The organism is Oceanobacillus alkalisoli (assembly GCF_022213125.1).
GTDB lineage: Bacteria > Bacillota > Bacilli > Bacillales > Amphibacillaceae > Oceanobacillus > Oceanobacillus alkalisoli.
The window spans coordinates 281,505-301,878 of record NZ_JAKNRA010000001.1 but is presented as its reverse complement, the minus strand read 5'-3'; the positions used below and the strand labels follow the sequence as shown (position 1 = coordinate 301,878).

General features: G+C 40.4%; 18 protein-coding genes. 14 read left to right on the top strand and 4 right to left on the bottom strand.

What is annotated here, in order from left to right:
* Positions 1-15: 15 nt before the first annotated feature.
* Complete coding sequence (locus L3V42_RS01415; RefSeq protein ID WP_238471440.1) at positions 16-2,247, top strand: MMPL family transporter; 2,232 nt, start codon at positions 16-18, stop codon at positions 2,245-2,247.
* A 316-nt stretch (positions 2,248-2,563) separates the two neighbouring features.
* Here L3V42_RS01415 and L3V42_RS01410 read toward each other — a convergent pair whose 3' ends face one another.
* The 3 genes from L3V42_RS01410 to L3V42_RS01400 all read right to left on the bottom strand — a co-directional run bounded on the left by L3V42_RS01410 (position 2,564) and on the right by L3V42_RS01400 (position 4,786).
* A complete protein-coding gene (locus tag L3V42_RS01410; protein ID WP_238471081.1) occupies positions 2,564-2,926 on the bottom strand; it encodes a riboflavin kinase in 363 nt (120 codons plus the stop codon).
* A 254-nt stretch (positions 2,927-3,180) separates the two neighbouring features.
* Positions 3,181-3,948, bottom strand: coding sequence for an SDR family oxidoreductase (locus L3V42_RS01405; protein ID WP_235763648.1), 768 nt, complete (start codon positions 3,946-3,948; stop codon positions 3,181-3,183).
* Positions 3,949-4,021: 73 nt separating this feature from the next.
* A complete protein-coding gene (locus tag L3V42_RS01400) occupies positions 4,022-4,786 on the bottom strand; it encodes a DeoR/GlpR family DNA-binding transcription regulator (RefSeq protein ID WP_235763649.1) in 765 nt (254 codons plus the stop codon).
* Between the two features lie 285 nt (positions 4,787-5,071).
* Between L3V42_RS01400 and L3V42_RS01395 the strand changes: the two genes are divergently transcribed.
* The 12 genes from L3V42_RS01395 (at position 5,072) to L3V42_RS01340 (ending at position 17,491) form a co-directional block, all read left to right on the top strand.
* A complete protein-coding gene (locus tag L3V42_RS01395) occupies positions 5,072-6,181 on the top strand; it encodes an MDR/zinc-dependent alcohol dehydrogenase-like family protein (RefSeq protein ID WP_235763650.1) in 1,110 nt (369 codons plus the stop codon).
* Positions 6,182-6,211: 30 nt separating this feature from the next.
* The gene (locus L3V42_RS01390) at positions 6,212-7,504 is read left to right on the top strand and encodes an MFS transporter (protein WP_235763651.1); all 1,293 of its coding nucleotides are present in this window, start codon (positions 6,212-6,214) and stop codon (positions 7,502-7,504) included.
* A gap of 288 nt (positions 7,505-7,792) precedes the next feature.
* Complete coding sequence (locus tag L3V42_RS01385; protein ID WP_235763652.1) at positions 7,793-8,797, top strand: dihydroxyacetone kinase subunit DhaK; 1,005 nt, start codon at positions 7,793-7,795, stop codon at positions 8,795-8,797.
* A gap of 18 nt (positions 8,798-8,815) precedes the next feature.
* Entirely contained in the window at positions 8,816-9,472 is a 657-nt protein-coding gene (dhaL, locus tag L3V42_RS01380) for a dihydroxyacetone kinase subunit DhaL (protein WP_238471080.1), read from the top strand.
* Positions 9,473-9,665: 193 nt separating this feature from the next.
* Positions 9,666-10,157 (top strand): ribose 5-phosphate isomerase B, encoded by a 492-nt coding sequence (gene rpiB, locus L3V42_RS01375; RefSeq protein ID WP_238471079.1) that lies wholly within the window; start codon positions 9,666-9,668, stop codon positions 10,155-10,157.
* Between the two features lie 24 nt (positions 10,158-10,181).
* The gene (gene glpX / locus L3V42_RS01370; protein ID WP_238471078.1) at positions 10,182-11,129 is read left to right on the top strand and encodes a class II fructose-bisphosphatase; all 948 of its coding nucleotides are present in this window, start codon (positions 10,182-10,184) and stop codon (positions 11,127-11,129) included.
* Between the two features lie 28 nt (positions 11,130-11,157).
* Entirely contained in the window at positions 11,158-11,802 is a 645-nt protein-coding gene (fsa, locus tag L3V42_RS01365; RefSeq protein ID WP_238471077.1) for a fructose-6-phosphate aldolase, read from the top strand.
* Positions 11,803-11,836: 34 nt separating this feature from the next.
* Positions 11,837-13,849, top strand: a complete 2,013-nt coding sequence (tkt, locus tag L3V42_RS01360) for a transketolase (RefSeq protein WP_238471076.1) — start codon at positions 11,837-11,839, stop codon at positions 13,847-13,849.
* A gap of 208 nt (positions 13,850-14,057) precedes the next feature.
* Positions 14,058-14,864 (top strand): VOC family protein, encoded by an 807-nt coding sequence (locus L3V42_RS01355; protein WP_238471075.1) that lies wholly within the window; start codon positions 14,058-14,060, stop codon positions 14,862-14,864.
* Between the two features lie 24 nt (positions 14,865-14,888).
* A complete protein-coding gene (locus L3V42_RS01350) occupies positions 14,889-15,866 on the top strand; it encodes an aliphatic sulfonate ABC transporter substrate-binding protein (RefSeq protein WP_238471074.1) in 978 nt (325 codons plus the stop codon).
* Positions 15,867-15,887: 21 nt separating this feature from the next.
* Positions 15,888-16,652, top strand: coding sequence for an ABC transporter permease subunit (locus L3V42_RS01345; RefSeq protein ID WP_238471073.1), 765 nt, complete (start codon positions 15,888-15,890; stop codon positions 16,650-16,652).
* A 38-nt stretch (positions 16,653-16,690) separates the two neighbouring features.
* Positions 16,691-17,491: an ATP-binding cassette domain-containing protein gene (locus L3V42_RS01340; RefSeq protein ID WP_438822772.1), complete on the top strand. Its 801-nt coding sequence runs from the start codon at positions 16,691-16,693 to the stop codon at positions 17,489-17,491.
* An 82-nt stretch (positions 17,492-17,573) separates the two neighbouring features.
* Here L3V42_RS01340 and L3V42_RS01335 read toward each other — a convergent pair whose 3' ends face one another.
* Positions 17,574-18,974, bottom strand: coding sequence for a purine-cytosine permease family protein (locus L3V42_RS01335; protein WP_235763661.1), 1,401 nt, complete (start codon positions 18,972-18,974; stop codon positions 17,574-17,576).
* A 336-nt stretch (positions 18,975-19,310) separates the two neighbouring features.
* On the opposite strand from L3V42_RS01335, the gene L3V42_RS01330 reads away from it, so the two are divergent.
* Positions 19,311-20,330 carry a YecA family protein gene (locus L3V42_RS01330; protein WP_238471072.1) on the top strand — a complete coding sequence of 340 codons (1,020 nt, stop codon included), beginning with the start codon at positions 19,311-19,313 and terminating at the stop codon, positions 20,328-20,330.
* Positions 20,331-20,374 lie beyond the last annotated feature (44 nt).

The following is a 20,374-nucleotide window of genomic DNA, read 5'->3' as shown; positions in this document are numbered from 1 at the left end:
GTGAAGGGATTTGAAATCGTGAAGAATTTCCTTAAAAGCTGGAGTGGCCTCGTTGCTGGTTCAAAGACGCGTTGGCTCACTTTATTTATTTGGATTTTACTTATTGGTGTATTTTCATTGATTTGGCCGCAAGTAAATGATGAGGAAACGACAGATCAGCAGCTGCTGCCCGATGATATGATGTCCGTTCAAGCAATGGAAATCGTGGAACAAGAATTTGCTGATGACTCGGGTACACCATTATTGCTTGTTTGGTACCGTGATGGTGGCCTTGAAATGGAAGATATGAAAATGATTCAGGGTCTTTATAAGGAATTGGACGCTGAACCGTTAGCAAAACAGAAAATGATTCCGCCATTTTCGGAGGTTCCTGTTGAAGCATTACTTGGAAGTGCTTCGGAAGACGGAGAGGCACTAACTACGCCGGTCTTTTTCGAGAAAGGGACGACGACAGACGAATATAAGACGATATTAGAAGATTTACGCCTTCTGATTGAAGATTCCGCGAGTGAGAGAATCACACAAAAAGAGCTGGATGAATCAGGTCTTCACGTACGTTTTTCTGGTCCTGTAGGAATTCAAACCGACACAGTTTCCTTATTCAGTAATGCAGACTTCACGCTACTGCTCGGGACGGTAATTATTGTATTTGCTCTTCTTATTATTTTATATCGTTCACCGATTCTTGCACTCGTCCCGCTTGTGGCGGTAGGGATTGCTTATGGTGTTATCAGTCCATTGCTCGGATTTTTAGCGAGTAAGGGCTGGATTGAAGTCGATGCCCAAGCGATTTCCATTATGACGGTTCTTTTATTTGGAGCGGGGACGGATTATTGTTTATTCCTGATTTCACGCTACCGTGATGAATTACGCTATGAAAGAGATAAATATACAGCATTAAAAAATGCGATGAGCGGTGTCGGCGGAGCGATTATGATGAGTTCGTCATCGACTGTGATTGGTCTATTATCGCTTGCACTGGGAGTTTATGCTTCTTATCACCGGTTCGCGATTCCGTTTAGTTTATCCATTTTCCTAATGGGGATTGCGGCGCTTAGTGTCCTGCCAGCAATCTTGGCATTGATTGGGCGCTTTGCCTTTATTCCATTCGTACCACGGCCGGAAGAAATGATTCAGGAGTTAGAAGAGAAAAAAGGGAAGAAATTAAGACGGCCGAGAGAAACGAATCGATTCGGTAAAAAAATTGGCGAAGTTGTTACCAATCGCCCGTGGACGGTCATTCTCATCACACTCGTCGTTCTTGGTGGATTAGCTGCATTTGTGCCAAAAATTCAATACACATATGCTTTGCTTGATTCCTTCCCAGATGATATGCCGTCAAAAGAAGGTTTCACAATTATCTCCGACCATTATCCACCAGGTGAGATTGCACCAATTGAAGTAATTGTCGATGCGGATGGGGAAGAGATTGGATACTTAAAAGAAGAATTAGAGGACCATCCGTATGTGGAAGTTGTTTCTGACATGGTAGAGGGTGCTGAAAACAGTGAAATTAAGAAGTGGAAAATTACGCTTTCTATCGATCCATATTCAGCGGAAGCCGTGGAGAGCATACCTGAAATTAAAGAAATTGCTACAGGTGAACTAAGTGGTGACGATGACCAAGTTTGGCTCGGCGGGGAGACGGCAACTCTTTATGATACCGATCAGGCGACGAGCCGGGATCAGTCGGTCATTATGCCAGTGCTGCTGTTAATTCTTGCTGTCATGCTTGTAATTTTCTTGCGTTCGTTCGTTGCAATGGCCTATTTATTATTTACGGTCATTATCTCATATGCATCCGCACTTGGACTTGGTTGGATTGTGTTGCATTATATCTTTGATGTGTCCGCAATCCAGGGGCTTATTCCACTATATTCGTTTGTGTTCCTTGTTGCTTTAGGAATCGACTATAATATTTTCCTCGTATCAAGCTTATGGGATTATAGAAAAACGATGCCATTAAAAAATGCGATATCTAGAAGTGTTGCAGTTACAGGCGGTGTCATTAGTTCAGCAGGACTAATTCTTGCCGGAACCTTTGCGGTACTCGCAACGATGCCGTTTGATGTTCTCGTGCACTTCGGTACGATTACAGCGATTGGAATTTTACTTGATACGTTTATTGTCAGACCACTGCTTGTACCAGCGATTACTTCTGTTCTTGGCAGATTTTCGTTTTGGCCGGGTAAACTGTGGAAATTGAAAGATGATGAAACATTGAATGGACGGTCTAGAAATGAATAGTTTCATAAAAATGCGGATGGGTTTGGATATTAAGCAACACTAGCATTAAAAAAATGAGGATCTTTCGGTCCTCATTTTTTGCATTTTGGAAATGAGAAAAAGTGAAGTGATAGAAATTAGGTTCGAGATTTAGGAACCGTGGTTACTATGAAGCGGCAATTATATCATTCTTTCATGTGCCAGGCAGCCGAAGTATTGGCTAAGTATACGTAAAATGTGAAGTAACGTGTATATAGGCAAACTATCACTTGTTTGCCTAGGAAGTAGGGAAACGGAGCGAAGTACTAGAATGTTACGGTGGACAGGTTCAAGATATTTAACACATAGCTGTGGGCAACGATTCACTTTGTCGTTTTTGCTTTGTTGAAGGAGTAACATAATGATTCCAGGAAAGTAAGACATTACAAGCTTGAAGTTGCTCCTCAAAATGACGAATATATACTTTCACTTTTTTACCGTTTCCCTCTGCCGGTGTTGTTACAATGGAAGCAACTGCTTCATACCAAACACCTGAAATTTTTATCGAAATTGGATGGTAACCTGTTGTAGGTAATAGGATATCAGGATGAATGTTTATGTCTGCTATTTGGTAGTCCAAAAACTTCGAGCGAATATTTTCCTGTGTAATTGTGCCTTGTGTTTGGTACAGACAAGCAATTTTAGAATTAGGATTGTTCATATTATGTCCTCCTTTTTGTGTATTTACTGTTTGTGAAGAATATCACTTAGTTTTATTATATAAAAAAACAGGTGTGAATGCAAGGGCTTTCATAAGTGGGGGGATGAATAATAATTTGCTTTAGGAAAGAGGAAATTAGAACTTTGGTGATATTATTGAAAGCTATGATAGTGTTGAGACTTGAAGATCAGAGCATCTGTCCATTGAAAAAACGGGATTGTGGACTCTGACACTCTGACCCTCAAAGCTCCTTTTTATTTGATTGTATTCCCACCGTCAATAACTATGTTTTCACCTGTTATTAGGTTTGTTGCATCACTTGCAAGGAATAGAGCGATTGCTGCGACTTCTTCCGGGTAACCGAATCGTCCAAGTGGTATTTCTTTTTTCGCCTTTTCTCCTTTTTCGCCAGCCCATGCTTTTTGACCAAGTTCAGTTAAAATCACAGTAGGGGAGATTGCGTTCACATTAATGCCGAATTGTGCCCATTCCAAAGCAAGTACCTTCGTCATTCCTACAATTCCCGCTTTACTTGCCCCGTAAGCAACATGATTATCGAGAGCAATAATTGCTGCCTGGGAAGCTAAGTTGACTATCTTCCCACCATTACCTTGATCGATCATGACATTACCGACTTTCTGACACATCTTGAATGACCCTGTTAAATTCAAGTCAATCGTTTTTTGCCAGAAACTATCAGAAATATTTTCCGCATCGTCTAGTAGTGCCACGCCAGCACAGTTTACGAGAATATCAATCTTACCAAATATCTCTCTTACTTTCGAAACCGCTTGATCCATACTTTCATCATTCGTAATATCACATGTTACACCGATTGCATCCTGATCACATATTTCCTTGGCTGCCTCATTTACTCCTTCTTTCAAGTCAAGAATGGCTACTTTAGCACCTTTTTCCACATATAATTCTGCGATAGCTTTACCGATGCCGCTAGCCCCGCCTGTTATTACAGCAACTTTATCTGTAATATTAAAATTCTTATCAAATCCCTGAAAACCCATTCTAATCCCTCATTCCTCATTTTTTTTTTCATTAAGTAAGCGATTACTAAAAGATAAGAAAAATGAACAACAATTACATAACTGTAATGTTGTTATCTTGTAGGTTCTTCGCAATACTCGTGCTAATCTGCTTTTCAGATATTAGTACATCAATTTCATCTGTAGTAGCAAATACAGAACTTGACGTTTTTCCTATCTTAGAGTAGTCGATAATAGCAACTATCTTTTTGGAACGCTTTACCATTTCCCTTTTTAATTCCACTTCATATAAGTTGAAGTCGGTTAGCCCATTTTCAACGGTATATCCACTTGCAGAAGTAAACATGATATCAATATTTACATGATCCAGGATACTAACACCGAGCTTGCCTTCAATAGAAGTTGAACCATTTGTAACAACACCGCCAACGAGAATAACTGTAATGGCAGGATTATCTTTTAGTTCAAGAGCAGATTGTATCCCACTTGTTACAACAGTTAAACGCATGGAACTTTCATTTATTTTACGAGCTAACGCCAATGCAGTCGAACTGGCATCAAGTAATATACATTGTTGATCCTCAATTAAATCAAAAGCCTTATCAGCTATTTTCATTTTTTCTTGAATGTTTTTCTTTTCACGAACAGAGAAGCTTCGATCGTTATCAGGGCTATCGTTTAAAATTGCCCCACCGTGAGTTCTTTGAAGAAACCCGCCTAATTCCATTTTGGTTAAATCTGTTCTCAATGTAGCTTCCGATACATCTAAATTCGATGCAAGCTCTTTGACGGTTACCCTTCCCTTATCCTGCAAGAGCTGCAAAATTTTATCTCTTCTTTCACTTGCGAACATTTTCATCTCTATAACATCCTTATACTTTATATTATCTCTTATGTTAGACGAAAAAGTGGAAATAATCAACGTGGAAACGAACTTTCTTTTGTTGTCGGGAATGAGCTTTAGTTTTATATAACGAAAGACTACGAAAATCTTCAATAATAATATTGACAAAACGAAAATCAATGATAATATATAAAGTGAGATGTAACCGATTCCAATTAAATGAATGAAAGTTACCTTTTATTTTTCATTGATTGAATCGCTTTTTTATAAAAATATTAATCTATCAAAGGAGAATGGAAAATGACAAATACAGTAGAGAATAGCAAGGTACAAAACCAAGAAGTACCAGAGACGATGAAGGCTGTCGTGGCATATGCTCCAAAAGATTATCGATATGAAGAAATAGAAACTCCGACTTTAGAAAATGATGAAGAAATTATTGTTAAGTTAGAAGCTTGTGGAATTTGTGCAGGTGACGTGAAAGCGTTTGAAGGTGCACCGAGCTTTTGGGGGGACGAAACCCAGCCGGCTTATATTAAAGCGCCGATGGTACCGGGACATGAATTTATAGGAAGAATTGTAGCGAAAGGTGATGCAGTAACTGATTTTGAAATTGGTGACCGAGTAATCTCCGAACAGATTGTTCCTTGCTGGGACTGCCGCTTCTGTAATAGAGGAGAATATTGGATGTGCCAGAAACATGATCTTTATGGCTTCCAAAACAATGTGAACGGTGGTATGGCGGAGTACATGAAATTTACAAAGGAAGCGATTAACTATAAAGTTCCTGAAGATCTTCCTTTAGAAAAAGCTATTCTGATTGAACCGTATGCATGTAGTCTTCATGCTGTACAACGTGCACAAGTGCAACTCGGGGATGTTGTTGTGTTGTCTGGTGCAGGTACACTTGGTCTGGGAATGATTGGTGCACTTAAAAAGTCAGGTCCTAGCAAACTTGTTGTATTGGATATGAAAGAGGACCGTCTAGAATTAGCGAAGAAATTCGGTGCAGATGTTGTACTAAATCCAGGCGAGGTTGATGTTGTTAAAGAAATTCAAGATATGACGGAAGGGTATGGCTGTGACGTTTATATTGAAGCAACCGGTCATCCATCATCCGTAGAGCAAGGACTTCACGCAATTAGAAAACTCGGGCGCTTTGTAGAGTTTAGTGTATTTGCAGAGCCGGTAACGGTGGACTGGAGTATTATTGGAGACCGTAAAGAGCTTGATGTTTTAGGTTCACACTTAGGTCCTTATTGCTATCCGCTTGTTATTGAAGGTATTGCGAACGGTGACTTCCCAACTGAAGGTGTAGTTACACATGAGTTGAGCTTAGAAAACTTTGAAGAAGGCTTTGAACTAATGGCAAAAGGCGATAAATCATTAAAAATTATTTTAAAACCTTAAAATTCAAGGGAGAAGGGATGGCGTACAAAGATGACGGATTTAGGGCAAAAAGGAACTTTGCTAGATAGAATGGGAATGCCGGCGCACTTAGCATGGGGTTATTTCGGTGTACTTATCTTCATGATGGGAGATGGGTTAGAACTGGCATGGCTCAGTCCGTATCTTGTAGAACAAGGGCTTACCGTCCAGCAAACGGCAACACTTACAACGGCTTACGGTATAACGATTGCAATAGGTGCTTGGTTTTCAGGTGTACTGGTTGAGGCGATTGGACCAAGGAAAACGATGATGTTAGGGGTAGCTTCTTATATTATTGGACATGTGTTGTTTGTTGGGCTTGCTATTACTACATTAAATTATGGATTAATGATTCCAACTTATGCGATGAGAGGATTTGGCTATCCATTATTTGCTTATGCATTCCTGGTCTGGATTACGTACAGGACACCACCGCATCAATTAGGGCGAGCAGTAGGCTGGTTCTGGTTTGTATTTACAGGAGGATTAAGTGTACTCGGTGCATTCTACTCTAGTTGGTCAATTCAAGTATTTGGCCATATCACCACATTATGGAGTGCGATTATTTGGGTGTTAATTGGAGCATTCTTTGCAACTGTAGTTAATCGGGATAAATTTGAAATGCCGGAAAAAGAAGAAGTGAGTGGAGCAGCATCTAAGGTTAAAGAGCTGCTAAACGGAATTACAATCTTAAAAAGAGAGCCAAAAGTTGCGATTGCAGGTGTAGTTCGTGTCATCAACCAATCATCACAATACGCATTTCCATTATTCTTGCCGTTATATTTAGCAGATCATGGAATCGCGACGACGGTTTGGTTAAATATTTGGGGTACTATCTTTATTTCAAATATCGTATTCAACTTAATCTTTGGTTATCTGGGTGACAAGTTAGGTTGGAGAAATACAGTCACATGGTTCGGTGCCGTTGGTTGTGGGGTCTTCACTCTCATGTTATTCTATACACCACAAATATTTGCCGGTAACGTAACGCTTGTAGCGATTGTTGGAATGCTATGGGGTGCATGTATCGCTGGTTTCGTGCCACTATCTGCATTAACACCATCATTAGTTGGTGACGGAGACAAAGGTGCCGCGATGTCGATTCTAAACCTTGGAGCAGGTCTATGTGTATTCGTTGGTCCTGCACTTGTAGCATTATTCTTTGATATGGTTGGCCCTCAAGGATTAGTATGGATTTTAGCTGGTCTATACTTCATCGCCGCTGTTTTAACAAGATTCTTGAAACTTCCAAACGAAGAAGGGAAAGAAGAAAAAGTAAAAGCGGGAGTACATTCGACAATATAATTGAATTACCCCCACAACAGTGGGGGGGAAACTTAAAAATATAAAGTGAATGAATTTGATAATTACCAAAGTCGGCTTTCCCATCACCATATGTAGTTGGGAACGAACCAACTCAACTATATATGGTGATGGTGATGCAATAAATACGTATTATGAAATTCATTAAAGTAATAAACAAATGAATACCTATTGAAGGTTTGGTATTTTTAACGGAAAACGCTTTATTCTCTGATATAATGAGTAGTTAGTTGATTGAGTAAATAAATAATGAGCAAGGAGTGCATCAAGGTGAAAAAATTAATGAATGATTCTAGATATGTGGTTGAAGAAATGATAGAAGGATATGTCAAGGCGCATCCCGACTTGATCAAACAGTTACCAGAAAATGATAGAGCATTAGTAACCGCGAAGGAAACACGAGAAGGAAAAGTTGGGGTTTTAATCGGTGGCGGTTCTGGACATGAGCCTGGATTCTTAGGTTATGTTGGAGAAGGAATGGCTGATGGTGTAGCGGTTGGTAACATTTTTGCTTCACCTTCGCCGGATCCAATCTTGGAAGTAACGAAAGCAATTGATAAAGGAGCCGGAGTTGTCTATCTATATGGAAACTATGCTGGTGACGTGATGAACTTCGGCATGGCTGCGGAAATGGCAGACTTAGAAGAGGACATTGAAGTTGGTATGGCTTTAGCGACAGATGATGTAGCCTCAGCTCCTAAAGAAGAAAAAGAGAAACGTCGTGGAATTGCTGGTGAATTCTTCATTTTTAAAGCGACTGGAGCAGCTGCTGACTTCGGTTATAACTTGGAAGACGTTGTCCGGGTTGCTAAGAAAGCAAATGAAAATACCCGCTCTATGGGTGTAGGCCTTACTCCGTGTTCGTTACCGCAAACTGGTGAACCTAGCTTTGAAATTGGTGATGACGAAATGGAAATTGGGTTAGGACACCATGGAGAGCCGGGAATTGAAAAAGGACCACTTCAATCGGCTGATGAGGTTACAGAACGCTTAGTTAATGACATTTTAGCAGATATTGAAATTAAGAGTGGTGATAAAGTTGCGGTTCTTGTCAATGGACTTGGGTCCACAGCTAGAATGGAACTATATACAATGTTTCGGAAGGTAGAACAAATGCTAAGTGAATTAGGTATTGAGATTTACCGTTCTTATGTTGGAGATTATATTACATCCCTTGAAATGGGTGGAGCGTCTGTTACATTAATGAAATTAGATGATGAATTGATTAAAACAATTGATCATCCAGTAAATTGCCCAATGTTTGTTCAAAAATAAGGTGAAGGAGTTTTCAAAATGCAATTAACAGCTAAAGAATTAAAAGCTTATTATAAAGAGATTGTTAGTATGGTAGAAGAACAAAAGGACTATCTTTGTGAACTTGACCGTAAAATCGGTGATGGGGATCACGGTGTGACGATGTCTATCGGTTGGCAAGCTGTAAATGAGAAACTTGATAATGAGCTTGTAGACGAAGAAGATTGTGCGAAAGTAAGTATTACGGTAGGAAAAACATTCTTAAGTGCTGTAGGTTCTTCTGTAGGTCCACTATATGCAACAGGATTCATGAGAGGCGCTAAAGCAGTTAAAGGAAAAACAGTTCTTGAAGATAAGGATTTAGCGGAATTCTGGATTGCTTTTGCAAGAGGAATTAAAGAGCGCGGTCAAGCTGAAGTGGGAGATAAAACAATGGTAGATACGCTTGATCCATTTGCGAATGAATTGGAAACGAAATTTACAGAATCTGGAGAATTTCTGTCTGCATTTACTGATGCTGTCGCAGCTGCTAAAGTTGGTATGGAATCAACGAAAGAACTCGTTTCTAAAAGAGGTCGTTCCAGTCGTCTAGGGGATCGCTCAGTTGGTGCCCAAGATCCAGGTGCAACTTCTGCCTATATGACTTTAGCTACTTTTTTAAACTTTGTTCAAGCTAAAACAGAACAAGCTATTTAATAACTAATTAACATAAAATAAAAAATAGAACCAGAGATATTATTTCTGGTTCTTTTTTATCAAAAATTACCAAAAATGAAAGCAAACGAAAGTAAAGAGTAAATAATAAAAGCAAATAACTTGAAAAACAATAATTTTTATATTAAAATGAAAGTAAATAATAAGAAGTACATGAGTATGGAGGAATGTAAAAATGAAAATCGCAATCGGCAGTGATCACAACGCATTTCAATTAAAAGAAACAATTAAAGAATTTCTAGCAGATACAGAACACGAGGTAATCGACTTTGGATGTTACTCAGAAGATGCAGTAGACTACCCGGACGTGGCTTTCCAAGTGGCGGAAGCAATCAGTGAAGAAAAGGCCGAGAGAGGTATTTTAATTTGCGGAACTGGTATTGGAGTATGTATTGCAGCAAATAAATATCCAGGAATCCGTGCAGGACTCGCGCATGATGTTTATTCTGCAGAACGAGCACAGTTAAGTAATAACGCGCAAATCCTTACAATGGGATCACAAATTATTGGACCGGAAGTTGCGAAGAAAGTTGTTGAAGCTTACTTGAATGTAGCGTGGGCGGAAGGTTCCAAACAAAAGGTAGATAAGATTATCGAAAAAGAAGCAGCATTCGTAGGGGAAAACTTTAAGGAAGCAGCAGCAGGAAGTAATTGTGCAGTTAACTAAACATGCGAATCGAGGAGAATAAGCATGCAATCATTATTATTGGACTTTTTAAAAGTGACCGAATCAGCTGCAGTCGCTGCTTTGCCGTGGGTAGGCAGTGGCGACAAAATTGCAGCTGACGGCGCTGCAACAAATGCGATGCGAGAAACCTTGAATAAAATGAAAATGCACAGCAAGATTGTAATTGGTGAAGGCGAAATCGACGAAGCTCCGATGCTTTATATCGGTGAAGAGTTAGGAAAAGGTGGCAGTCACGAAGTCGATATTGCAGTAGATCCAATTGAAGGAACAACACCAACTGTAAATGGACAAGGAAATGCGATCACTGTAATCGCGGCTGCTGAAAAAGGGGCATTGCTTCACGCTCCTGACATGTATATGAAGAAGATGGCAGTTGGACCAAAGGCGAAAGGGCATATCGATTTAGACGCACCAATTGAAGAGAATATTAAAAATGTCGCAAAGGCGCTAGGAAAAGAAGTAACAGATTTAAATATTCTTATCCAAGACCGGCCGAGACATGAAGAATATATTGAACGAATTCGAGAAACAGGTGCGAAAGTACGTTTATTCCATGATGGGGACGTCATTTATGCGATTGCCACTTGTATTGAAAGTTTAGGTGTAGACATGTTCCTTGGAATTGGCGGTGCACCTGAAGGAGTCTTAGGAGCGGTTGCGATGCGTTGTATGGGTGGAGAAATGCAAGCAAAACTCTTACCGCGTAATGAAGAAGAGATTGCTAGATGCGTAGAAATGGGTATCAATAATTTCGAAAGCGTTTTAACGCAGGATGATTTAGTGCGCACCGATGATTGTCTGCTCGCGGCTACCGGAATCACAGATAATATTATCATTGATGGAATTGAAACAATCGATGGCAACTACCACACTTCTTCTATTCTCGTAAATGGCAGGGAAAAACAGGTGAGATATGTGAAAAGTGTTTACCCAGTGAAAGCGCTCGTTTAGCACAATAAAATCTTAGGAGGTTTTTTAGATGGATTTCTATTTAGATACAGCAAATGTTGAAGAAATCAAACGAATTAATCGATTGGGATTAGTGGACGGTGTTACAACAAACCCTTCCATTATAGCAAAAGAAAATAGAGATTTTAAAGAAACAATTAAAGAGATTTGTGCACTTGTGGATGGCCCGGTCAGTGCGGAAGTAATCGGACTTACCGTGGAAGAAATGGTTGGAGAAGCGCGTGATATCGCAACATGGGCATCGAATGTCGTTGTAAAAATTCCAATGACGGAAGCTGGATTAGAAGCCGTGAATATCCTTTCTAAAGAAGGAATCAAAACGAATGTTACGCTGATCTTTTCCGTATCCCAAGGATTAATGGCGGCAAAAGCAGGTGCAACGTATGTCAGCCCATTTGTAGGAAGAGTTGATGACATCGGGGAAGATGGAATGAAATTGATTCAGAACTTGAAAACAACGCTTCATAATTATGGTTTTGAAACGAAAATCATCACAGCAAGTATCCGGACGATTAATCATCTGGAAAAAGCGGCAATTGCCGGAGCAGATATTGCGACGATTCCAGGATCCCTATTACCGAAATTATGGAAGCATCCATTAACGGATAATGGAATTGAGCAGTTTTTAGCTGATTGGGAAACTGTTCCAAAATAAGCTTACGAGCTATATTTGAAAGGGATGATGACACATGACTACTTCAACTGTTTCTGTAGAACAATTATCAATCAATACGGTACGCACACTCGCTATTGATGCCATTGAAAAAGCGAATTCTGGACATCCTGGGCTTCCGATGGGAGCGGCGCCGATGGCTTATACCCTTTGGACGGATTTTATGACGCATAATCCGAAGCATTCTAAATGGTTTAATCGGGACAGATTTGTACTTTCGGCAGGACACGGGTCAATGCTTCTGTATAGTTTACTACATTTATCTGGCTATCAGGTGACGATGGGTGATTTGAAGAATTTCCGCCAGTGGGGATCGAATACACCGGGTCACCCGGAGGTACGGGACACAGATGGGGTTGAAATGACGACTGGTCCACTTGGGCAAGGAATTGCCTCTGCAGTAGGGATGGCAATGGCTGAAGCGCATTTAGCAGCTACGTATAATAAAGAGGAATTCTCTGTTGTTGACCATCATACATTTGCACTTGTTGGAGATGGCGATTTAATGGAAGGGATTTCACATGAAGCAGCCTCCCTTGCCGGACATCTCGGTTTAGGAAAATTAGTCGTTCTTTATGATTCCAATGATATTTCTTTGGATGGAGATTTGGACAGGTCATTCTCTGAAAATGTTGAGGGGCGGTTCCGTTCCTATGGCTGGCAAGTTCTTCGTGTCGAGGATGGTAATGATATAGGTGAACTGCGTAAAGCGTTGACAGAGGCGAAGAAAAATCAAGAGCAGCCGACATTAATTGAAGTGAAAACCGTAATCGGTTACGGTTCACCGAATAAAGGAGGTTCTTCTGATTCCCACGGTGCACCACTCGGTGAGGAAGAAGTGAAGCTCGTAAAGGAAAATTATAACTGGGAGCAAGAAGCGTTTTTCGTCCCGGAGGATGTATATGAAGACTTTAACGAAAAGATCGTGCGTAAAGGTACGCAGGCTGAGAAAGAATGGGAAGCGTTAATTGAAAAGTATAAAGCGGTTTATCCAGAAGAAGGCAGACAGTTACAGCTAGCAATTAATGATGAGCTGCCAGTTGAATGGGATAAAAACTTGCCAACCTATGAAGTCGGCTCAACGCTAGCAACACGTGCTTCCTCAGGAGAAGTGTTGAATGCGATTGCTCAAGCTGTACCGAATTTTATTGGCGGTAGTGCAGACCTTGCAAGCTCGAATAAAACGATGATTGATGGAGCAGGTGATTTCACAAAAGCAAATTATGCTGGAAGAAACATTTGGTTTGGAGTACGTGAATTTGCGATGGCAGCAGCGCTAAATGGGATGGCGTTGCATGGAGGCTTGAAGGTATTTGGCGGTACATTCTTTGTCTTCAGTGATTATTTACGTCCAGCTGTTCGTTTAGCAGCACTAATGAAAACACCTGTGACGTATGTTTGGACACATGATTCAATTGCTGTAGGGGAGGATGGCCCGACGCATGAGCCTGTTGAGCAATTAGCGTCGTTCCGAGCAATGCCAGGCTTATCGGTGATTCGTCCGGCTGATGCGAATGAAACGCAGGCAGCTTGGCGTCTGGCGGTGGAATCAAAGGATGAGCCGACTGCGCTCGTGCTTACCCGTCAGAACCTTCCTACGTTAGAAGGTACGAAAGAAAAAGCATATGACGGTGTAAGAAGGGGAGCTTATGTTGTAAGTGAAGCGGAAAAGGAAACACCGGATGCTTTAATTCTCGCAACAGGCTCTGAAGTGCAATTAGCGGTGCAGGCACAGTCTTCTTTGAAAGAGAAGGGGATTGATGTCCGTGTCGTCAGCATGCCATCCTGGGATCGTTTTGAGGCGCAAGACAAGGCTTATAAGGACAGCGTGCTGCTTCCTGATGTTAAAGAGCGTCTAGCTATTGAAATGGCTTCTCCGCTTGGCTGGGATCGTTATGCAGGTGATGAGGGGGATATTCTAGCCATCGATACATTTGGTGCCTCAGGAGATGGAGAACGAATTATAGAAGCGTATGGTTTTACTGTAGAAAATGTTGTAAAGCGTGTAGAAAAATTAGTGGAACAGTAAAATAAGAAACAAAAAAGATGCATCCAGGATGGACGCATCTTTTTTGTTGTGCTGGGATGTGGGGACAAAGCGCTTGTTTCGAAAAAGATGCCTTGAGCCGGGCATCTTTTTCTAATTGGAATTAAACCAAGTTGACAAATAGGAATAATCACATTAAGATATCAATAATCATAAAATATTGAAATCGTTTAGGCGGAGGTAGAAACAGATGACTTTTAAATTTGATCATTTAGTACATTTTGTCGGAAGTCCTGAAGAGGCGAGGGAAAGTTTAAAACAGCATGGTTTGCATGTGGTAAATGGAGGAAGGCATGAGCACGGGGGGACATATAACACGCTTAGCTATTTTGATTTAAGTTATTTAGAGCTTATTGGTTTGGTAGATAAGAGCTTAGCAGAAGAGTCTGCTGAAAAATATAGTTTAAGAGATACGTTTAAAAAAGATAATTATGCAATTGGACTATCAAGAATTGCACTTCGTTCTCTTGATCTTGAAATGGAGGCAGAGCGCTTTAAATCGCTTGGTCTAGAAGTATTCGGTCCCTTTCCTCTCAGTAGACAAAGGCCAGACGGCAGTGTCGTAAGCTGGAAACTATTATTTGCAGGACGAGAGAATGAAGAATTGGAACTGCCTTTTTTTATTCAGTGGGATGATTCGGATGATGAACGAAAAGCTGATTTAGTGGAACAGAAAACGATAGCCCCGCACCCGAAAGGTGATCTTCAATTATCTTCTATCGGTTTTGCTGTTCAAAACTTAGATACGACAGTTGAAAAATGGTCGAATTATTTGGATTTGGAAAAGGGAGAAAGCTTTGTTGACGAATCCTTGAACGCGAAAGGACAAAAGTTAAAACTGACCGGAGGAGACATTGCGTTCTATAGTCCAATTGCAGATGGACTTGTTGCAGAAACGTTAGCGGAAAGAGGAGAGAAGCCGTTTCTCGTGGATATTACAGGCGCAAGGGAAAAAGAACAATTTGAAGTGAAGAATGCATTATATCGCTTTATCTAATAAAGAATGAGGAGATTGAAAACGATGAGAAATACGTTTATTTTGAAGCTGGGTATTATATTAATTTCTACAGTGCTATTTTTGGTAGGATGTGGGACAGAAGCATCTGATACATCTAGTAATAAAAGTGAAAATGTTATAAAAGTTGGGTTTCAAAAAGGGAACACGTTGCATCTTTTAAAAGAAACTGGATTTCTTGAGGAAGCGTTGGCTGAAAAGGATTATGAGGTTCAATGGGAGATGTTCACCCATGGCGGTACGTTAATGGAGGGGATTTATGCTGGTGCAATTGATTATGGGCATGCAGCTGACGGACCGGGGATTATTGCTCAAGCCACAGGCAAACCAATTGTGTATGTTGGTGCAGATGCTCCTAACCCAGAAGGTGTTGGTTTGCTCGTATTAAAAGAATCGGGGATTGAATCTGTTGCAGATTTGAAAGGGAAAAAAATAGCGGCATTAGAAAGCGGAAATCATCGATACTTGACTGTTCTAGCACTTGAAAAAGCTGGATTAACAAATGATGATGTAGAGTGGGTTTTCCCAGAAGATGCAGGACAAGGAAGGACTATTTTTGAAACAGGTCAGGTTGATGCACTGGCATCCTACGACCCTTATCTGGCTTCTGCAGAGGGGGAACTGGATACGATTTCCTTAACGGCAGGGGAAGATTATGAATATCCGAACCGTACATTCTATTTCGCGAGCACAACTTTTGCGGAAGGGAACCCAGAACTCCTTGACCTTATTCTAGAAACAATTGATAAAGCAGATCAGTGGGCGAATGAAAATAATGAAGAAGTTGTTGAACTTCTATCAGATAGTTTAGGAATTAGTGAGGAAATTATTGGGAAGCAAATTGCCCGTCGCACGTTTGGTGCAACGCCAATTACCCAGGAGATTATTGACACCCAGCAAAAACAGGCAGATGTATACTATGATATCGGATTGATTCCTGAAGAAATTGATGTTTCAGAAGTAATGCCAGTAGGCGGAGAATAAATAGGGCGGAGGAAGATTCAAATGAAAGAAACGTGGTATGACGAATTACAACCTTGGATTATTCCGAGTATCCTATTAATAGGCTGGCAAGTAATTGCTAGTTCTGGGGTTGTTTCGGAAACGTTATTCCCTTCGCCGTTAAGTGTGATAGTAAGTGCATGGGAATTAACGATTAGTGGAGAACTATTTAATCATATTATGGCGAGCCTTGGTCGCGCGGGTCTAGGAATGATTATCGGCGGTGCGATTGGTTTTATTTTCGGAATTTTAAATGGACTTTCTAATAAAGCTTACCGTTATACAGACACGACAATTCAAATGATCAGGAATGTTCCGCATTTAGCACTTCTTCCTTTAGTGATTGTCTGGTTCGGTATTGGTGAAAGTTCAAAGGTTTTCCTTGTCGTGCTAGGTGTATTATTCCCGATTTATGTGAACACATTCCACGGCATTCGAAATGTCAGCCCTGGATTGGTTGAAATGGGGAAAATGTATAAGCTTAAAGGCTGGAAGCTATTCAAAAATATCCTTCTACCTGGGGCGCTTCCATCCATTTTTGTTGGAATTAGATATGCACTTGGTGTCATGTGGTTGACGCTGATTATAGCAGAAACCATCCCAACTCAAGTGGGGATTGGTTACCTAGCAACGAATGCTAGAGAATTCATGCAAACAGATATTATCATCCTGAGTATAATTATTTATGCATTGCTCGGAAAGTTGGCTGATTTAACAGCAAGATTTGGCGAAAAGCGTTTGCTTAAATGGAATGAAAGCTATAGATGAGCAGATAGATGTATTTTAAAATAAATGAGGTGGATAAATTGGCTAGCGAAGTTATAACGGAAAATGATGATGTAAAGCAGTTGAGTCCTCACGCTGTTCAAATCGATCTGCTGCATGCTAGTAAATCGTTCGGTAAAAATAAGGTTTTAAAGGAGATCCAACTATCCATTGAAAAAGGACAATTCATTGCTGTTATAGGAAAAAGCGGGAGTGGGAAAAGTACATTATTACGTATTATAGCAGGACTAGATAAGTTGTCGGAGGGAGAGTTATTATACAATCATTCTCCACTTGATGAATCAACCGTAAATATTACTATGATGTACCAGGATTCAAGACTTTTACCTTGGAAAAAGGTGATAGATAATGTTAGTCTCGGACTAGAAGGTAAGGAGGCTGAAAAGGCAGAACGCGTGCTAGAAGCAGTAGGTTTAATAGATTTTAAGGATGAATGGCCATCTACCTTATCTGGAGGTCAACAGCAGCGGGTAGCTTTAGCACGAGCATTGATTCATGAACCGTCATTATTATTGTTGGATGAACCGTTGAGTGCACTTGATGCTTTTACACGATTAGAAATGCAGAATTTAATTGAAACCATTTGGAGTAACTTGGGTTTTACGACGTTGCTTGTAACACACGATGTGAGGGAAGCAGTCCGTTTGGCGGATCGGATTATTCTGATAGAGGATGGGAATATTGGTCTTGATATCACTATTGCAAATCCTCGGCCACGACAATTATCTGATCCGAAGCTTGCGTTGTTGGAGGAAGAAATCCTGCAGCGAATAATGAATGGTGAAATGAAGAGTGTTTCAGAAAAAAGTGTTAGTCTTTAATTGAATATAAAGAAGCATAAGAAAAAGATGCCCCAATGTATGGAGGCATCTTTCTGTTTTTGGCTGTAAAAAAGGTTTAAAACTAAGCAATAAAATCTTCTTGATCCACATTTCTGTCTTCTGCTTTCAGATAATATTTACCATCTGTCATAACAGCGATAACAACTGTCAGAATGGAAGCTAGAATCGCGGCAAAGAAAGCAGCAGTACTTTGTAAGAAAGTACCGAAAGCGCCGAGCGCGGCAATTGTACCTAAACCGCTCGCCACTACAAGCGAGACAACGCCAACCGGGTTCCATCTATAAAGATACCGCTGTTTAGCCTCGTAATAGCCTGGACCAATTTTAAGCATGCGTTTCACAATAATGGCATCCGTCACTAAAATTGCTGCCCATGTTAATAGGAAGACACCTTGGAATGTCATGACGGTTTCAAGGTGATCGACAATTCCTCCGAGCATTAAGATGATGGAGGCTACTCCTGTTACAACAACCCAGAAACGTCGGCCGGGCTTAAAGTTGAATATGTTTTCAAAGAAGTTCGATAAGGATAGTGAACCACTATAGATATTCGTTACATTAATTCTAATTTGGGTCAACATCGTAAATAAGGCCCCACCGATACCTAGCAGCATTACGATATAGACACCGGGATTCGGTTCACCTAGACGTACACCAAACCAGATACCTAAACCGCCCATTACACCGAAACAGAAAATCTGAGGAATGAATCCAATTGCAAAGATACCGACTTTCGTATCTTTCGGTTTTAAGAAACGGGCATAGTCTGAGGCTAATAATGGTGTCAGTCCCATAATACCATGTTGCATTCCGATACATAGAAGCAACGCTGTTCCGCCGATTTGAACACCTTCAGGCATATACGTCCAGAAGCTTCCTTCATAGGCTGAAGGAGTTAATGCAGTCATTACAATTGCAGCAATTAGAAACAGGAAGAATAGTGGCAGGGACCACTTTTGCAATTTGTCCAATTGCTTGATTCCGAACCAGTTAAGTGGAATCACAATAGAACCAAAGAAGATAATTAATACCCACTCGGGGATTACTGGAAAAAATTCGTGGACGGCAGTGACTAAAATCATGCCTTCTAACGCACAGTACATAATAAAGTTTGTGGCGTAAATAAATGAGGTTAATGACGCACCGATGTATCCAAATCCGCCGCCTCTTGATAATAGATTCACATTCATGCCTGACTTTGCAGATAAGTAAGCGATAAATGTACCTAATATCCCGGCTACGACTGTCGCATATACGGCAGAAATAATTGCGTTGATTGCACCAAATTGCAGTGCCATTACACTTCCCATCTGGAAGTAAAAAATTGCTGTTGCAATACCAAAAGTGATATTGGTAATGCTTAACCAACCCATATTTCTTTTCTCGCGAGGGACTTTTCCTAATGAATAATCATCACTTTTATTCTCCTCTACTTTGTGATCTGTAGCAGTAACAGATCTCATACCTATCATCTCCAATTCTGTGCATATTTTCACATAGAAGTTACAATTATTGTGTTCTGCATCACAAAAAATAATAACGTATATAACCTTAACATGTAACGAATTGAGATACAAGGCTATATTTCAATTTAAATGATGATGTCAAGCGTGAACTGCTTATCTTTTTCGATAAATTTGTGACAGTGTCCTTGACGCATATTGGGTATCGTTGTTTCCAGTTTTGGGAAAAATAATGACTTTTTTACTCTAAATTACTAGTAATCTTGAATTATTTATCATTATTGCCCATAATAAAGAGATAACTAAGCTTTATAGCTTTACTAGAGGTGACAATGAATGAGGAAGATTGGAAGAAATGAACCGTGTCCTTGCGGGAGCGGGAAAAAATATAAGAGATGCCATGGTGCTTCTCGTGCCGTGGCAATTGATCCAGCCAGGTTTAACAATCAACTAGACCAGCTTCATAAAGGACTATATCGTTTTGCGGTGCAGAACTACCGTGTAGAACTGGAAGAGATAATTTCACAGCATCCGAAGTTCGCTACGCTTGAAGATGAGGGGCGAATGAATTTATATAGACTAGGTTTGACTGCCTGGGCGATGATTCATGAACCGATTGAACAAGATGAGACCGTGTTTGATATCTACTATCAAACTCAACGAAATAAAGCGAAAGACACACGAGTGGACCAGGCATTTATGGCATGGAAGGAAGTTACCCCATCCATTTACGAGGTTGTTTCCATTACAGATGAGAAGTTTCATATACGTGATGTCCGATCAAATGATGAAACAACGGTGAGAGCATATGAAATGAGTAGTGTGAACGAAGGGGATTTTGTAATCGGGATGCTGCTTCCGTTTGTGCAAAAGCACGAATTCCTGCTAGCAATGTTTGAGTTGGTCGGAGCGGATGAAGGCTTTATCGATGAGATGAAAGCTTTGAATGATGAAGCATTTACAAGAGAATATCCCGCTGTTTTAGCAATGGCATTAACGATGGAGAAAACTGCCGATTCAGATACTGAGTCAGATACCAGTTTGGACTCTAACGAAGAAACTTGGGATAACCCGTTATACGGGGAAGTTGCCACGATATTTGAAGGCAAATTGCAGGAAAGAGAAGTGGCTGAAGAGCATATAACGAAAGGACTCAAAATCTGGAAGACATTTACGGATAAAGAAAATCCGACATTCAGAAAGCCGGAGAGTTTTGCAGCTGCCCTCGATTATGTTCTCCAGCAAAAAGTACTTGGACAAGCGAACCAGTCACAAAAAGAACTTGCCGAAATTTATGGTACAAGTCCTACAACAATTTCCAAAAACCGCAAAAGAATAATCGATGTAATCGAGTAATAATGAATGCCTGTCATATCTTAAGCCTTATGAAAAAGGAGTAT

Bases quoted from the DNA above. Each gene is read 5' to 3' on its own strand.
- dhaL (WP_238471080.1), top strand. From the start codon at position 8,816: ATGCAATTAACAGCTAAAGAATTAAAAGCTTATTATAAAGAGATTGTT.
- L3V42_RS01395 (WP_235763650.1), top strand. From the start codon at position 5,072: ATGACAAATACAGTAGAGAATAGCAAGGTACAAAACCAAGAAGTACCA.
- L3V42_RS01350 (WP_238471074.1), top strand. From the start codon at position 14,889: ATGAGAAATACGTTTATTTTGAAGCTGGGTATTATATTAATTTCTACA.
- glpX (WP_238471078.1), top strand. From the start codon at position 10,182: ATGCAATCATTATTATTGGACTTTTTAAAAGTGACCGAATCAGCTGCA.
- fsa (WP_238471077.1), top strand. From the start codon at position 11,158: ATGGATTTCTATTTAGATACAGCAAATGTTGAAGAAATCAAACGAATT.
- L3V42_RS01330 (WP_238471072.1), top strand. From the start codon at position 19,311: ATGAGGAAGATTGGAAGAAATGAACCGTGTCCTTGCGGGAGCGGGAAA.
- tkt (WP_238471076.1), top strand. From the start codon at position 11,837: ATGACTACTTCAACTGTTTCTGTAGAACAATTATCAATCAATACGGTA.
- L3V42_RS01410 (WP_238471081.1), bottom strand. From the start codon at position 2,926: ATGAACAATCCTAATTCTAAAATTGCTTGTCTGTACCAAACACAAGGC.
- L3V42_RS01400 (WP_235763649.1), bottom strand. From the start codon at position 4,786: ATGAAAATGTTCGCAAGTGAAAGAAGAGATAAAATTTTGCAGCTCTTG.
- L3V42_RS01335 (WP_235763661.1), bottom strand. From the start codon at position 18,974: ATGAGATCTGTTACTGCTACAGATCACAAAGTAGAGGAGAATAAAAGT.
- L3V42_RS01355 (WP_238471075.1), top strand. From the start codon at position 14,058: ATGACTTTTAAATTTGATCATTTAGTACATTTTGTCGGAAGTCCTGAA.
- L3V42_RS01345 (WP_238471073.1), top strand. From the start codon at position 15,888: ATGAAAGAAACGTGGTATGACGAATTACAACCTTGGATTATTCCGAGT.
- rpiB (WP_238471079.1), top strand. From the start codon at position 9,666: ATGAAAATCGCAATCGGCAGTGATCACAACGCATTTCAATTAAAAGAA.
- L3V42_RS01390 (WP_235763651.1), top strand. From the start codon at position 6,212: ATGACGGATTTAGGGCAAAAAGGAACTTTGCTAGATAGAATGGGAATG.
- L3V42_RS01405 (WP_235763648.1), bottom strand. From the start codon at position 3,948: ATGGGTTTTCAGGGATTTGATAAGAATTTTAATATTACAGATAAAGTT.